15 protein-coding genes and 3 pseudogenes are annotated in these 12,740 nt (G+C 56.4%); 7 read left to right on the top strand and 11 right to left on the bottom strand.

Translation table 11 applies throughout. The features are described from left to right. Positions 1 to 319: 319 nt before the first annotated feature. Positions 320 to 1,022, bottom strand: a pseudogene (locus ACOZ4O_RS01360) (transposase); the annotation flags it as partial. A gap of 64 nt (positions 1,023 to 1,086) precedes the next feature. Here ACOZ4O_RS01360 and ACOZ4O_RS01355 point away from each other — a divergent pair. After that, a complete protein-coding gene (locus tag ACOZ4O_RS01355) occupies positions 1,087 to 2,385 on the top strand; it encodes an IS4 family transposase (protein WP_247010716.1) in 1,299 nt (432 codons plus the stop codon). A gap of 199 nt (positions 2,386 to 2,584) precedes the next feature. On the opposite strand, the gene ACOZ4O_RS01350 is transcribed toward ACOZ4O_RS01355, so the two are convergent. Then, entirely contained in the window at positions 2,585 to 3,220 is a 636-nt protein-coding gene (locus ACOZ4O_RS01350; protein ID WP_247010715.1) for an IS6 family transposase, read from the bottom strand. A gap of 163 nt (positions 3,221 to 3,383) precedes the next feature. On the opposite strand from ACOZ4O_RS01350, the gene ACOZ4O_RS01345 reads away from it, so the two are divergent. After that, complete coding sequence (locus ACOZ4O_RS01345) at positions 3,384 to 4,133, top strand: IclR family transcriptional regulator (RefSeq protein ID WP_247010803.1); 750 nt, start codon at positions 3,384 to 3,386, stop codon at positions 4,131 to 4,133. A 371-nt stretch (positions 4,134 to 4,504) separates the two neighbouring features. Here the strand turns inward: ACOZ4O_RS01345 and ACOZ4O_RS01340 are convergent. The 6 genes and pseudogenes from ACOZ4O_RS01340 to ACOZ4O_RS01315 form a co-directional block, all read right to left on the bottom strand. Continuing rightward, positions 4,505 to 5,506 (bottom strand): annotated as a pseudogene (locus ACOZ4O_RS01340) (IS630 family transposase). Beyond that, positions 5,493 to 6,074, bottom strand: a pseudogene (locus tag ACOZ4O_RS01335) (RNA-guided endonuclease TnpB family protein); the annotation flags it as partial. The pseudogenes ACOZ4O_RS01340 and ACOZ4O_RS01335, both read right to left, overlap by 14 nt. Next, positions 6,071 to 6,226: a DUF2080 family transposase-associated protein gene (locus tag ACOZ4O_RS01330; protein WP_247010802.1), complete on the bottom strand. Its 156-nt coding sequence runs from the start codon at positions 6,224 to 6,226 to the stop codon at positions 6,071 to 6,073. The pseudogene ACOZ4O_RS01335 and the gene ACOZ4O_RS01330, both read right to left, overlap by 4 nt. Before the next feature lie 133 nt (positions 6,227 to 6,359). After that, complete coding sequence (locus ACOZ4O_RS01325; protein WP_247010801.1) at positions 6,360 to 6,728, bottom strand: DUF7568 family protein; 369 nt, start codon at positions 6,726 to 6,728, stop codon at positions 6,360 to 6,362. Between the two features lie 3 nt (positions 6,729 to 6,731). Then, positions 6,732 to 7,223, bottom strand: a complete 492-nt coding sequence (locus ACOZ4O_RS01320) for a hypothetical protein (RefSeq protein ID WP_254824840.1) — start codon at positions 7,221 to 7,223, stop codon at positions 6,732 to 6,734. A gap of 105 nt (positions 7,224 to 7,328) precedes the next feature. Beyond that, entirely contained in the window at positions 7,329 to 7,745 is a 417-nt protein-coding gene (locus ACOZ4O_RS01315; protein ID WP_254824825.1) for a hypothetical protein, read from the bottom strand. Between the two features lie 271 nt (positions 7,746 to 8,016). Here ACOZ4O_RS01315 and ACOZ4O_RS01310 point away from each other — a divergent pair, with 271 nt between their 5' ends. The 4 genes from ACOZ4O_RS01310 to ACOZ4O_RS01295 all read left to right on the top strand — a co-directional run bounded on the left by ACOZ4O_RS01310 (position 8,017) and on the right by ACOZ4O_RS01295 (position 10,532). After that, positions 8,017 to 8,694 (top strand): helix-turn-helix domain-containing protein, encoded by a 678-nt coding sequence (locus ACOZ4O_RS01310; RefSeq protein WP_254824826.1) that lies wholly within the window; start codon positions 8,017 to 8,019, stop codon positions 8,692 to 8,694. Positions 8,695 to 8,742: 48 nt separating this feature from the next. Further along, positions 8,743 to 9,150, top strand: a complete 408-nt coding sequence (locus ACOZ4O_RS01305) for a (R)-mandelonitrile lyase (protein ID WP_254824827.1) — start codon at positions 8,743 to 8,745, stop codon at positions 9,148 to 9,150. A 62-nt stretch (positions 9,151 to 9,212) separates the two neighbouring features. Further along, positions 9,213 to 9,596 carry a DUF2255 family protein gene (locus ACOZ4O_RS01300; RefSeq protein WP_254824828.1) on the top strand — a complete coding sequence of 128 codons (384 nt, stop codon included), beginning with the start codon at positions 9,213 to 9,215 and terminating at the stop codon, positions 9,594 to 9,596. Between the two features lie 171 nt (positions 9,597 to 9,767). Then, positions 9,768 to 10,532 (top strand): SDR family oxidoreductase, encoded by a 765-nt coding sequence (locus ACOZ4O_RS01295; RefSeq protein WP_254824829.1) that lies wholly within the window; start codon positions 9,768 to 9,770, stop codon positions 10,530 to 10,532. A gap of 196 nt (positions 10,533 to 10,728) precedes the next feature. Here the strand turns inward: ACOZ4O_RS01295 and ACOZ4O_RS01290 are convergent, their stop codons facing one another. Beyond that, the gene (locus tag ACOZ4O_RS01290) at positions 10,729 to 11,391 is read right to left on the bottom strand and encodes a DUF6735 family protein (RefSeq protein ID WP_254824830.1); all 663 of its coding nucleotides are present in this window, start codon (positions 11,389 to 11,391) and stop codon (positions 10,729 to 10,731) included. 182 nt (positions 11,392 to 11,573) lie between these two features. Between ACOZ4O_RS01290 and ACOZ4O_RS01285 the strand changes: the two genes are divergently transcribed. Then, positions 11,574 to 11,891, top strand: a complete 318-nt coding sequence (locus ACOZ4O_RS01285) for a hypothetical protein (protein WP_254824831.1) — start codon at positions 11,574 to 11,576, stop codon at positions 11,889 to 11,891. 6 nt (positions 11,892 to 11,897) lie between these two features. Here ACOZ4O_RS01285 and ACOZ4O_RS01280 read toward each other — a convergent pair whose 3' ends face one another. Continuing rightward, complete coding sequence (locus tag ACOZ4O_RS01280; protein ID WP_424523536.1) at positions 11,898 to 12,023, bottom strand: hypothetical protein; 126 nt, start codon at positions 12,021 to 12,023, stop codon at positions 11,898 to 11,900. Positions 12,024 to 12,047: 24 nt separating this feature from the next. Next, positions 12,048 to 12,737, bottom strand: a complete 690-nt coding sequence (locus ACOZ4O_RS01275) for a hypothetical protein (protein WP_254824832.1) — start codon at positions 12,735 to 12,737, stop codon at positions 12,048 to 12,050. Between the last annotated feature and the right edge of the window lie 3 nt (positions 12,738 to 12,740).

Below are 12,740 nucleotides of genomic sequence, written 5' to 3'. Positions count from 1 at the left end.
AGTGAAATTAAGCTACGTCCGGCGATTCACTACAGCCATTTTAACTTATACCACTAGGCTGGGTTGGATACCACGTCAGGTCGTATCCCCTTCGTTTTACTAAATGATTGATCACGCATCGCCTAGTGGCAGCGAATAGGCTCACTACAACAACGGCCGGATCCAAAATTGTTGATATCGTCAACACTGGCTATAGTCGGATGATGGCCCTATAGACTAACAATAGTAGCTTTGTTATTCTATGGCCCTAGATGGGGGATTCCTAAAGCCTCCAATTGTCGATATTATCAACGTCTACGAACGTGTCATAGAATTCATCTCATAGCTTCACACAGCCCGGTTCGTTTCCTTGTTCGGAGGTGGTGATTGCAACAACGAGTCGGAGACACAGCGCAAGGAACACCTCTGTTCGTGCGTGGACGCGGCCTCGAGCACGCACATGCCCGAGGCCAGAGTCTTTGGCTATGTCGTTGGTTCGTTCGACCCCTGTCCGGTTGTCGTACGTCTCGTCCAAGATGGATTGTTTCAGCTGAACATCCTCGCTGTGTTCCTCGGTTCGGTCTTCGACCCTGTGTTCGATGTCTTTCAAGTCGTCAATGTTTCGCGGATTGTAGGGAGCAATCGGCACGACCCTGCGTTCAGCAGGTGGTCGTGCCAATCGAGGATGTCGTAGCTGCTGCCTCAAGCATCCTGACTGGCGTATTGATGGCGAGCGCGCCACGTGTGATGTGCATCGCCGTCTCTTAGTCTGCTTGTTTAGCCTGTTTGAACTCCGCTGCTATCGGAATCCTTGCACCGGTTGAGACGATTGTACACCCGAAGCTGTAGTAGTACTCTTTGGCGGTTGGATCGTAGTTTCATGAGACAGCGTCGTTGTACTGGATCATCTCGATGTGCGGCGAATTGGTGGAGTACGTCGAGTCGGGCAGACCCCGAATGCCGGCCTGCTCGACGAGCCTGTCGAAGAAGTCGTCGATAGCGTATTTGGGATTAGTGAGAAAGCCATCCGTGTTCGGTTTAGCTGAGAAACCAAGAGACTGCGCTCTACTGACGAAGTTATCGGCGTAGACCGCGTGGGGAGAGGTTGTGCTGAAGGAACTCTCCCCGGACCTCATACGACGGCGGCTCACTTCCCTGTTTCCAGCCGAACGTATCGAAGACATCGCGCGCGAGCGCGATGTCGTCCAACGCCACCGGACAATCGACATCACGATGCTCGTTTGGACGCTCATCATGGGCTTCGCCGTCGATGGCGAAGCCCGTACCATCGCCGGATTTCAACGGGCGTACTCCGCAGCAACCAACCAGACCGTTGCCCGCTCCAGCTTCTACGACCGGTTCACGCCGGCACTCGCAGCACTGTTGAGCGACCTCCTCGAGCACGCTCTCGAGGAGGTCGCGGTTCCTCACACGATCGCGCCACAGTTCGAGCTGTTTCGAGAAGTGCTGATCGCCGATGCAACCGTCTTCAGGTTGCATCGGCTCCTCAACGAGTTTCCGGCGACTCACGCGGATCAATCCGGCGCGAAACTCCACCTCGTGCAGAACGCGACCAAGCAGACGATCGAGCAGTTCCAGCTCACCGATGAACGCACCCACGAGAGCAGCCAACTCCGCACCGGGAGTTGGCTGCGAGGGCGGCTGTTACTGTTCGATCTGGGCTTCTACAGTTTCCGCCGGTTCGCGTTGATCGAAGAGAACGGCGGCTTCTTCCTGACTCGGCTGAAGTCGAACGCAAACCCATTGATCGTCGGAGAGCGGCGGAAATGGCGCGGGCGCGCCATTTCCTTGCCAGAGCGTCGTCTTCGGGACGTTCTAGGAGATCTCAGTCGGGAGATTATCGACGTAACCGTGGAGATCGAGTTCAAACGGCGGGCATACGCTGGGAAGCAGTCAACCGATTCGGTGGAGTTTCGCGTCGTCGGTGTCCGCAACGAGGACACCGACGACTACCACCTGTACGTGACGAATCTACCCGATGAGTTCACTCCAAGGCAGGTCGCAGCGCTGTACGGGTTGCGGTGGGAAGTGGAGTTGCTGTTCCGGGAACTGAAGTCGCTGTATGGGCTGGAGAAGTTCCAGACGAGTGATCCAGCAATCGTTCACCTGCTGGTGGTGGCGGCTCTGCTGACGCTGACGGTCAGCAGAGCCTTACTCGGCGTGTTTCAAGAGCTATTCCCGGAGACGGTGTTTCCCCGCGAACGCTGGGCGAAGACCTTCCGGTCTGTCGCCCAGATCATTCTCGAAGATTTGGCCCAGTCGTTCGGACATCCACCGCCGAATCTGCCGGAGTTGATGTTCCGTGACGCTCGCCAGCCAGAGAAATCACGCCTCTTACTCGGCGAACGAGTGGCTGAAGCCTTCATGAGGCGATCCAGTGCTTAACCGAACACCGATGCGGGTACATCATAAGACCGGTGGGACGGAGCATTGGTCGACAGCTGTCATATCACCAGACACTGCTACTTGCTCCGAGAATATCCTGTGCTGACCCCGACTAGGTAAGGATATATCACTTGCGGAGGGTTTCAACGGAGCCGTATATGTGTATGTGACTAGTATAAGTCCGTCTGCTGGGTAGTGTTCAGATAAGCTGATTCCATGCGAAGCTGAACGATCTGAGCCAGTCGTCGGCAGTTTCTGCTTTGGCGCTGCTGAAACAGTTTGAGAAGCAGAGAGTTCGACGTTTTATCTCTCTAAAGACACGTTCGACAGCATTCCGATTTCCATGTTTCTCGTATCTGAAATCGAAGCCGTGACGCTGGCACGCGTCTTGTAACGAGTGCGAGCCATCGACGAGAAACACGGCGTCGGAGACGTCGTGTTTCTCGGAGAGGTCCGTCAGAAATGAATGCGCGAGAACCTTCGTTGTCGTCGGTTCAAGCTTTGTATGTAGCAATTCGTTTGTTTCTGGCTCGACGGCAGCATACAGCCAATATTGCTCATCATTCAGTCGGATCACAGTCTCGTCAACCGCAATGTGATCCGGGCACCGACCGGAGTCGGGCTGTAGATCGGCCTTGTGAACCCAATTATGAATGGTGGACCGAGCGCGTTCGACACCGAATACTTCAAGAATAGATACAGTATTCGAAAGCGATAGACCAGCAAGATGGAGCTGAATACTGAGCTTCATCAGCAGTCGCGGTGTCGCTTCTCGTTCAACAAACTCTAAGTCGATCTCGTCTAAACACCCGTTGAGGCGGTCGTTTTCGGGCATAGATCACTCAGAAAACGAACGCCTCATCCTTCATCCTTATCTGAACACCGCCGTCTGCTGTTACTAGATATTTATACCCCATCTAACGTTTGAACTCAAGTATCTCAACACTATCTTGTCGACATTACCAACAATTAAATACTCACCATTGATAGACTCACACATGACTCCCTCAAACTCGATAAAGTCGGTCCGAACCGCATTCGATATAATCCAATTACTCTCGGCGTCCGGCAATCTAACAGCTACGAAGATTGCTGATGAGTTAGAGATGAACCGAAGTACTGTCCACGATTACTTACGGACCCTCACAGAGGAAGGTTATGTCATCAACACGAATGGGGAATATTGTCTGAGTCACCAATTTTTGAATCTGGGAGGAAATCTGCGAAAAAGAAATGAGTTGTTTCGAACGGCTAGGCCGGTACTTAGAGATCTCGCTACCTCAAAAGGTGCACCAGTAGTATTGACCATCGAAGAACGTGGATACGGTGTTGTCCTTTATACGGTAAGCGGAGAGAATATGCAGAATGCACTAACCCACGAGGGAACACATTTTCTTCTTCATTCAGCTGCACCTGGAAAAGCGATTCTCGCCCATTCCCCGGAAGAAAAAGTAGAGAATATTATTGAATCGCGGGGGCTTGTAGCGGTGACTGACCAGACTATTACTGATGAAGATGAGTTACAAAGCGAACTGACAGACATAAGAAACCAAGAATATGCAGTTGATCACGAGGAGATTGGTATCGGATTACAAGGAATAGGAACAGCAATCACGGACTCAGAGAGTGGAGAAGTTACGGGCGCAATATCGATGTATGTCCCTGCTAAGAATTCACACCAGAAGGATATTATTGACTCTTTGTTAGAGGCCGCAAATGTTATTGAAGTCGAACTCCATTATCAGTAGTTCACATCGTCCCTGATGGCTGACACGATCTCCCAAGGAAGAGAGGCGAGATCCTCCCAGAGACTTGGACGATGGACGCGGAGACGGTGGTCTCACAGTAGTGAGAGCACAGCCCTCACATGCGAGAGTCGAAGGGGTCGCTCTCCAGAGAGCCACAGCTGGGTGCGGAGTGACCGAGCCCCCGTCCAGTAGGCTATACATCACAGGAACCCCGACACCATTGGTCGATACTTCCCACTTCCGACGAAGCATCTCGTCGAGAGCGTGGTTGATCCACCTCCGGAATACCTCAAAGCAGACGGGTAATGCTCGCCCGCTCCAGCGGGCAATCAGCCACAGATTCCGCAACAGGAAATTCACTATAGTAGCGATTAGAAATAGTTGCTTACTTTTGGAATGGAGAGTTGGTCAAGAGCTGTATCAATCGCAGTCGTCAGCTCGTCGAGTGAGTCAAAGAAGCGGTTGCTAAGCGACGCTTGAAGCTGTCTCCAGCACTCCTCGACAAGATTCAGCTCCGGCGAATACGACGGTAACGTCACGAAGGCGAGATCGTCACGGGCCGCCAGGTCCGTGACGGGCTGACGCCTGGAAGTATGGCGCACAATCCAGCACCACGAGCAAGTCATCTTCGAATTCTTGGCATAACGCTAAAATGAAATGTTTCGCGTGTTCGGCCGTGACGTACTCGGTGAACCGAGAGAAAAAGCGATCACCGTCCTCGGTGATCGCGCCCAGCAGACACGTCCAATCACGTTGGCCTGAAAGCTCGACCGAGGGCCGCGTGCCCTGCGGAAACCACGCGGCCCGCGGCTCAACTTGCACAGATTTCTTGGTTTGGTCGATACAGACTACGGTGGCGTCCATTTCCCGCCGCTTTTTTTGAGCTTCTCGTGAAACGCTTCTTGCTCGTTGTCGTCGGCTTCGGCGGCTGAACGGCGTGGTTTCTGGTAGCTCAATCCCGCTTCTTTCAGCAACCGCCGACAACTCGGGATTGAATACTCGACACCGTACGTTTCTTCGAGATACTCTTGGGCAAGCGCCGGCGTCCACGCCGGCGCGTCGATCCCGACCTCTTCAGGTGGTTCGTGAACGGTTTCTTCGAATTTTTCTTGCTGTGATTCTGAGAGTTTTCTCTTTCTCCCAGTTCGCTTATCGTCAGAAACGGCTCGCTCAAGCGACTCGTCAGTGTCGAGTCGCGTGAGCCAGCTGTAGATCGTCCGCCGCTGAACATCGTACCACTCGGATAGCTCGGTCTGAGTTACACCGTTCTTGTACGCGATTGCGGCTAAGAGCCGTTGTGTCGGCTTTTTTCCGTCCACATTGTCAAGAGCGTCTTGCAGTTCCTCGACAGAGATCTCGTCGAGATGTTCCACTATCTCTTACAACAGTCTCCGAGCAAAAAGTTCTAACGGTTACTATAGTTACGTTGACGTGCAGCTCGGCGTTGCCGTTTCGGAACAGGGCTTCCGCCGTCCCAATCGTCCATGCATCGCTTTCAAGTGCGGTCTTGAGAATGTCGAGATGAGCGTCGTCACCATCGAGGACGCCCTTGACGTGCTTGTAGGGCTTCGCGCTGATCCGGAACGCCACGTCGCCGTCGTCGGTAAGGAACAAGTTGTACCCCTCCTCGTAGTTCGCCCGGAGCGGGTACGTTCCATCTTTGGTGTGGCTGGGTTTGTTGTAGTCGTCATACTCGTAGTAGTTCTCCATCGCACCGAGTGCTTTGGCGACGACGCGCTGTATCGTGTTTTTCACGAGGCTGGCGTCCTCGGCCACGCGATCGGGGATGGCGCCCCAATCCACACCTTTCTTAGCGAGTCGGATAGATTGGTTGTATACCGACCTCGCTTCGAGGGTGGCGTCGTACAGCAGGATCTCATTGTCGCTCTGGATGTCGAGCTGGAAGTCCAGCGTCTTGATGAGAGCCTGTGAATCAGTCATTCTTCGTCTTGTTTGGTTGGTTCTGAGGTACGGACGACTTTCACGTCAGCCCCACGCCAGCGTTTGGGGACGGTGACGTGGGCGCTGTTCCCGAACTCCTTGACTTGGCCGTCGAGAACTTCCTCGCCGTCGATTTGAAATCGATTCGCCATATCGATGTATATCTTTTGGATATACTTAATTGGCTCGGTGGCTGACCCTCCATATATGTGAGAAGCAGACAAACCACGCACACCCGTTCCTTAGCGGAATGTACGGCCTTCACTCTCGGAGTCAAGCCCTGAGTTACGGCGTACTCCGCCCGTAGATGATGCGTGAGGGGGCTTCGTACCCACAGTCCGGGCAGTCGTACCACCGCTGGACTTTCGCTCCGTCTGCCGCTTTCTCGCCGACACGAACGTCCTCGTTCGGACACTCCGGACAGCTGAGGTCCGGAGCGGGACGCTCCCGGAGCTCGTCACGGAACGCCGTCGCGTCTTTCGTCTCGTACCCCCGCGACCACACTGGGTAGCCGTCGACGAGGATTGCTCCACGCCATTTGTACCGATACGAATCTGGCGCTCGATGCAGGACGGCTCGCGCACCGGTCTCGGTGTTCCGATACGCGAGCGTCGGCGAGCGGCACTCGCGTCGCCAGTTGGTGATGCGGGGCATTGTTCAGAAGTGGACGTCAGCGGGCACGATCCAGAGCTCTTCACTCTCCTCGAGGAGTCGATCCAACTGTCCACGGTGGCGAATGCCGGTTCCGTGTTCGGTGTACAGGAAGATCGTTGGGCCGTCGTACGCACCGACCTGGTGGAAGGCGTGCCGCGCGAGGTCCTCGTCGCGCATGATCTCCTCGTCGGAGAACTCGTCGATGGCTTCCTTCACCCGCTCGAGATTACGCTCGAATTCCGCCTTCGTCGCCTCCCAGCCACGCTCGAGGAGATCCCGGCCGTCGTCGGAGTCGACGGGGGCTGCAGTCGGGAGCTCTCCCCACCGCGCTTTGCCCGCAACGGACGTATCCTCCTCATCGAAACAGACGTAGTAGTCGAAGACGGCGCCGGCGTGTGGGTCCGCGCCGACCAAGCGGTCGAACACCGTCTTTCCGGTGGCCAGTGCGTCGTCGTGCGTCGATGCCTCTACGAGGGCGTAAATCACCATGTGCATCTCGAACACCTCGAAACGCCGACGCACCGGGTGTCGTTGCTCGCTCCAGATGCGCCGGCACCCATCGCCGGCGCTCGAAAAACTCTCCCCCGTGACGCCGGATTCTCAGGACTCGTCCGCTCGTTCGACAGTGATGGTCAGATCGCCCGATTCGTAGTCGGCCTCGAAATCGACGGCGAACGCGTCCGAGTTGTGGGCTGCGTGGTAGGCGCGGTGGAGTTCGAGCGAGCCAGTCGCCTTGAAGTGGAAGAATGCGGCCGCCGTGTAGGGCTTGCTCTGTGTTTCGACCTGCGACTCGACGGATGCGGGAAGCGCGATCTGGGGCGTCTCCGTATCGATACTCGCAGCGAACTCCTTCGCTTCCTCGACGGTTGTTTGCGAATGTGCCGGTGTCTCGCCGGTGATCACGTTCACCGGAGTTTCTGTCTCGTCGGTGAATAGGACGTCTTCGAAGGTGTGTGTTCCGAGGATCGCTTCGGGATCCAACTCGCAGTCGTGAAACGGATCGTCGTCTGAGGTCATCGAATCACGAGCCTATGACGGGGCTCACCCATTCCGGCCCCTGAAAAACAGCATCTTCCACGAAACAGATTTAATTAGGAGCTTTGTTGAACTCCCAGGACCTGATAGGTGTCGCGTGCTGAATGTTGAGGGTGTAGGTGGCAGGCGAGGCATTGTTTGTTTCAAACCGTCAGTGCCGAAACAGCCCTTCGGTAGGTTTGCCCAGTTACTGGAGTTTGGCCGACCAACGGCGTCCGGACGCTTAACTGTGAGAAAGGAGTAGAATCACTCCATGACCATCACGACGGAATTTCGACTCCGTTCGTCCGCCCTTCCGCTCGTCAGCATCCCGGCGACGCTCCCCCCAGACGAACTCGTGTGCTCTCACGCACTCTGTCTCGAACCTGACGCGCGAGTGTTTCACGTGGAGATCGACGCCGAACACGAGCTCTCCAAAGCCCAGCTCGCCGCGCTCGACGAAGTCGTTTCAGTAAAGCCGCTCGGAGAACGGGGTGACAAAACCGTCTTTAAGCTCACCGTTGAATTGGATGAGTCGATCGCCCCGGCCTTCGACCCAGAACGCTTCGATGGCGCGAAGATGAAATCAACGATCATCACGTCCGAGGGCTGGCGCGAAACGAAGGAGTTCAAAGACTACGAGACGTTCCATGACTTCCACACCACGTTCGAAAACCACGGAATCTCGGTCGATCTCATCTCCATTACGTCGAACCAATCCGCGTCCAACGACTCCAGAGAAGATGGACTCACTGACCGGCAACGGGAGGCCCTAGAGCTCGCCGTGTCTCGTGGCTACTACGAGAGTCCACGCCAGGTGACGGCCGAAGAACTCGCCGAAGAACTCGACATCTCACAGCCCTCGCTGTCGAGTCTCCTCCGACGCGGCGAGCGCCAACTCCTCACCTCTTCGCTCGATATACAAGGCGAATTAAACACCCTTTCCAGATAGCCCCGAAACGAAGTCACACCCCGCCCAACTGAAGGGCGGGTACAATCCATGGATATCACCAGCGGCTGTTCGCAACCCTCAGTCGAAGGCCCTGACGAGTACTTCACAGGGAACGCCCGAATCGACCCTCTATTTGATCCGCAGGACGAGGCTCGCGCGGCGGCGGCCAGCGTGACGTTCGAACCAGGCGCTCGCACGGCGTGGCACACCCATCCCCTCGGCCAGCGGCTGGTCGTAACGAGCGGCTGTGGGCTCGTGCAACGAGACGGCGGAGATATCGAGCAGATTCGCGCGGGTGACGTGGTCTGGTTCCCGCCGGGCGAAAAACACTGGCATGGCGCGACGCCAGAGAAGGCGATGACCCACATCGCCATCCAAGAGGAGCAAAATGGGGAGGCCGTCAGGTGGCTGGAACACGTCACCGACGAAGAGTACCCCACAGACTCGGAGAGCTAATCCATCACCTCGACAGTCGGACCACCATCCGAGTATTCCCTCGATGCCGAGGAACAACACCAATGTCTGCATGGACAGACGACGAACTGAACGCAATCGCTGACTCCGACGACTTCCACATCGCTCCCGTTCGGGAGGACGGCGAGACGTACGGCACGCCGACGTGGATCTGGTCCGTCCGGGTTGAGGACGACCTCTACGTGCGTGCCTACAACGGCCAGGACTCCAGTTGGTACCAAGCAGCAGTCCGTGAGAACGCGGGCCGAATCGAAGCTGCCGGCATGACGAAGGAGGTCGTTTTCGAGCAGGTCGATGGACCGATTCTCGACCGCATTGACGAGGCCTACCGCGAGAAGTACGAGTATAGTCAATACCTCAAACCGATGGTCAGTGAACGAGCCCGCGCTGCCACCGTCAGGGTCATCCCACGCGGAACTGGCGACTGATCATCGACCCCCTCGAAGAACCGGTGGCGGCGGTAGCGCTCTGTGTTGGAGACTCGGAGGTCGGGTACCTGGTGGCCTCGGCGAGCCTGGGCCGAGTCCCCCGGACTGATACATAAACACCCTTTCCAGATAGCACCGAATCTACCCCGCCGCGTCCCCTCCGTTCACTTGATGACAGCAGAGTTTGGCTCCGAGCTAGACGGGCAGGTCGCAATAGTTACCGGCGCATCCTCGGGAATCGGCGAAGCAACGGCCAAGTCCCTCGCGTCGCGGGGTTCGAGTGTCGTCCTCGCTGCTCGGCGGAAGGACGAAATCGACGAGCTCGCGGCCCAGATCGAAGACGAACATGGCGACGCGCTTGCTGTGCCGACCGACATCACCGATGACGAGGACATCGACAACTTAGTCGAGCGGACGACCGACGAATTCGGTCGCATCGACATCCTCGTGAACAATGCGGGGCTCATGCCGCTCGCACACATCGGGACTGCGGACAGGGAGACACTCCAAACGACCATCGACGTCAACCTCACTGGCCTCATCACGCTCACACACGCCGTCATCCCCACGATGCTGGAACAAGGGAGCGGCCACGTGGTCAACCTCTCGTCGGTTGTCGGACGGTTCCTGCAAGCGAACAGTTCTCACTACAATGCGGCAAAAGCAGGCGTGAAGATGTTCGGTGACTCGCTCCGTCTGGACGTCGCCGAAGAGGGAATCCGTGTGGCGACAATCGAACCGGGGGCGGTCAGTACAGAACTCCTCGAACACATCCCTGACGAGGAGATCAAGGCAGGAGTACAGGAACACGTCGGATCGATGGAGGCGCTCCAACCCGACGATATCGCGCGGACGATTACGTTCGTCGTGACGCAGCCGGAGCACGTGGACATCAACGAAGTCTTGATCCGGCCGACGGATCAGGTCCAACCGTAGTCACGCTCGTCCAAGGTCGAACACTCTTCCTGGATAGCATCAAGCCGAGGGAACACGACAGCTAGCCGTGGAAATTACTCGAACTGAGGGATTCCGGATTCCCGCTGAGTGTAGCAATAGTCCACGGGAAGTATCCTGACTGTATTCAGCACACCCCCAGAATACTATCAGCGGCTGAGGGTTTCAACAGAACCAATTAGAAGTGATTCAGGCTCGCCTTCTCGAAGGGTGATTCACCGCTCGGGATGCGCAACTCCTGCCGCTTCCCGACCCACTTGCCGAGCTTCTGCTTGAGGTACTGGCGAGCCGTCGACTGGGTAAACACACCCTTGTCGACCATATCGCCGACGACGTCTTTCAGTGCCCGGAACAGCCCCTTCAGATGGCCGTCGCCGACCGGCTCGCCGTCGTACCAGCGCACCGTCGCGAGCGCCCCGTTCCCGACCGTCTCGCCGTGGTCGATTGTCTCCGAATCGTACTGCAGGCCGAGCCACAGCGTCCGGTAGGCGGTCACCTCGAAGGTCGGCGACACCACGTAAAACGCCTCGTGGTGGAGGTAGTCGAGATGGTCCGCGACGATCTCGTCGAGGGTGAGCCCGGTGGCGCGGGGCTTCGGCTCGACGACTGTCGACGGTCGGTTCTCGTCGGCGAGGTAGCCGTCGACCGCATCTGCCTCGAGGCCATCGGCAAGCTCTGCGAGGAGCTGTTTCGCCCACTTGGAGTCGGTGTCGTCACCACCGAACGGCGACTCAGCCGAGATTCGGTGCTTGAGCTTCAGGTTCGCTGCGCCCCAATGGCTGTAGTGGAGCGTGTACTGTCCGTCCGTGCGTTCGTACGCAACGAGTGCGCGGTGTCCCATCGAGCAATCACCTCACGGGGCGACCGCGACTGGATCGCCCCGCACCCCTCCCGGGGGACGAACAACGCTACCAGTAGTTGCTATCGAGGCTTCTTTATTCGGGATGAGTAGTGAAATCGGGGCGGCTAAATCGGTAAGTAGAATTGCTTAGTTATTTGAACGAAGTCAGTGTAAATGCGTGTATGGATATTGACGCCGGCGAGTTCAAGAAGAACATAGAGAAGGCGTTAGAGGAGCAGTCAGGGCTCCGGATGAACGAGCAGAATGAGATCCCGTTGGAGCAATTGTTCACAGAGGAGTTCATGCAGCTGTACACAGAATTCGACTCTTTCGAAGCGTTGCTTGAGGCAAGTCAATGGGATGTTGAGGACGAGGACGATTTCGAGGCCATCCCGGAGGATGAGTTCGATACCTATGTCGACGAGCACACGGATTTCCCATCGTGGGAAGTTTTGTCTCAGACTGCGGCTCAGCGGTTCCTTGAACGTCAATTCAACTGAAGTGGGTTACTGACTGACCTGCCGCCCGAGCTTGGTGATCTCCGCCTCACTGTACCCGCCGTCACTCGAATTGATGTAGGCTTGTGTCTCGACGTATCCTTTCTCTCGGAGCAACCAGAGGTTATGATCCACGACGTCTGACGACCGGCCCACTGCCTAAATCAACTCGTCACGATCAACCCGTGGATAGGTAGGATCCGATCGGTATGACTGGAGTAACACGTCCAGGATTTCATCCTGAACCGCGTCATCCAACAAGAGTTCCTCACCCAACTCTTTTGCTCGCCACAGCGTCGTCGGTGTAATCGTCAGTGACCGCTTCCCTGGCCGCCGCTTGAAGAACCCATCATCCTTTGAGAACCGCCACACCTTATCGATCACGTCCTCATCAACGTCCTCGAATTCATCGTTGAGATAGCTGCGTAGCCGTTCACCTTGTGGACTCGGCCAGAACGTAAACGGCTGCTCTGTAAACCTACGATATGACTCACGGATCAATTCATTCTGGACCCGCCGCTCGGTCGCCGATAACCCCTCTGTCGCACCTACGTCATGCTCCGTCGATGCCCCATCTCCATCCCCATTCACCACATCGTCACTGGTATCGGACCGATCAGTCCCGTCCACGTACTCGCCAGCGTCCTCCGGCTCGACTCTATTGTTCGACGTGTTGTGGACTTGGATCGCTAGAATACCCAGAGTGCCTAACATACCGATCACACCAGCAATCTCCACGAGCGAAAAAGGTGTATAGACGGTTCCGATCCCTGCGAGAATGGAGGCAGCAAGCCAGGCAAGGATGAGCTTCCCGATGAACCGCTCAGTCACGTACTGCCCAACCGACATCCT

The sequence above is a fragment of the Salarchaeum japonicum genome, assembly GCF_049705945.1.
Lineage (GTDB): Archaea > Halobacteriota > Halobacteria > Halobacteriales > Halobacteriaceae > Salarchaeum > Salarchaeum japonicum_A.
This window is presented reverse-complemented; position numbering and strand designations above follow the sequence as displayed.

Bases quoted from the DNA above. Each gene is read 5' to 3' on its own strand.
- ACOZ4O_RS01330 (WP_247010802.1), bottom strand. From the start codon at position 6,226: ATGGCGAATCGATTTCAAATCGACGGCGAGGAAGTTCTCGACGGCCAA.
- ACOZ4O_RS01325 (WP_247010801.1), bottom strand. From the start codon at position 6,728: ATGCCCCGCATCACCAACTGGCGACGCGAGTGCCGCTCGCCGACGCTC.
- ACOZ4O_RS01345 (WP_247010803.1), top strand. From the start codon at position 3,384: ATGACTCCCTCAAACTCGATAAAGTCGGTCCGAACCGCATTCGATATA.
- ACOZ4O_RS01305 (WP_254824827.1), top strand. From the start codon at position 8,743: ATGGATATCACCAGCGGCTGTTCGCAACCCTCAGTCGAAGGCCCTGAC.
- ACOZ4O_RS01290 (WP_254824830.1), bottom strand. From the start codon at position 11,391: ATGGGACACCGCGCACTCGTTGCGTACGAACGCACGGACGGACAGTAC.
- ACOZ4O_RS01320 (WP_254824840.1), bottom strand. From the start codon at position 7,223: ATGCACATGGTGATTTACGCCCTCGTAGAGGCATCGACGCACGACGAC.
- ACOZ4O_RS01300 (WP_254824828.1), top strand. From the start codon at position 9,213: ATGTCTGCATGGACAGACGACGAACTGAACGCAATCGCTGACTCCGAC.
- ACOZ4O_RS01275 (WP_254824832.1), bottom strand. From the start codon at position 12,737: ATGTCGGTTGGGCAGTACGTGACTGAGCGGTTCATCGGGAAGCTCATC.
- ACOZ4O_RS01315 (WP_254824825.1), bottom strand. From the start codon at position 7,745: ATGACCTCAGACGACGATCCGTTTCACGACTGCGAGTTGGATCCCGAA.
- ACOZ4O_RS01285 (WP_254824831.1), top strand. From the start codon at position 11,574: ATGGATATTGACGCCGGCGAGTTCAAGAAGAACATAGAGAAGGCGTTA.
- ACOZ4O_RS01295 (WP_254824829.1), top strand. From the start codon at position 9,768: ATGACAGCAGAGTTTGGCTCCGAGCTAGACGGGCAGGTCGCAATAGTT.
- ACOZ4O_RS01350 (WP_247010715.1), bottom strand. From the start codon at position 3,220: ATGCCCGAAAACGACCGCCTCAACGGGTGTTTAGACGAGATCGACTTA.
- ACOZ4O_RS01310 (WP_254824826.1), top strand. From the start codon at position 8,017: ATGACCATCACGACGGAATTTCGACTCCGTTCGTCCGCCCTTCCGCTC.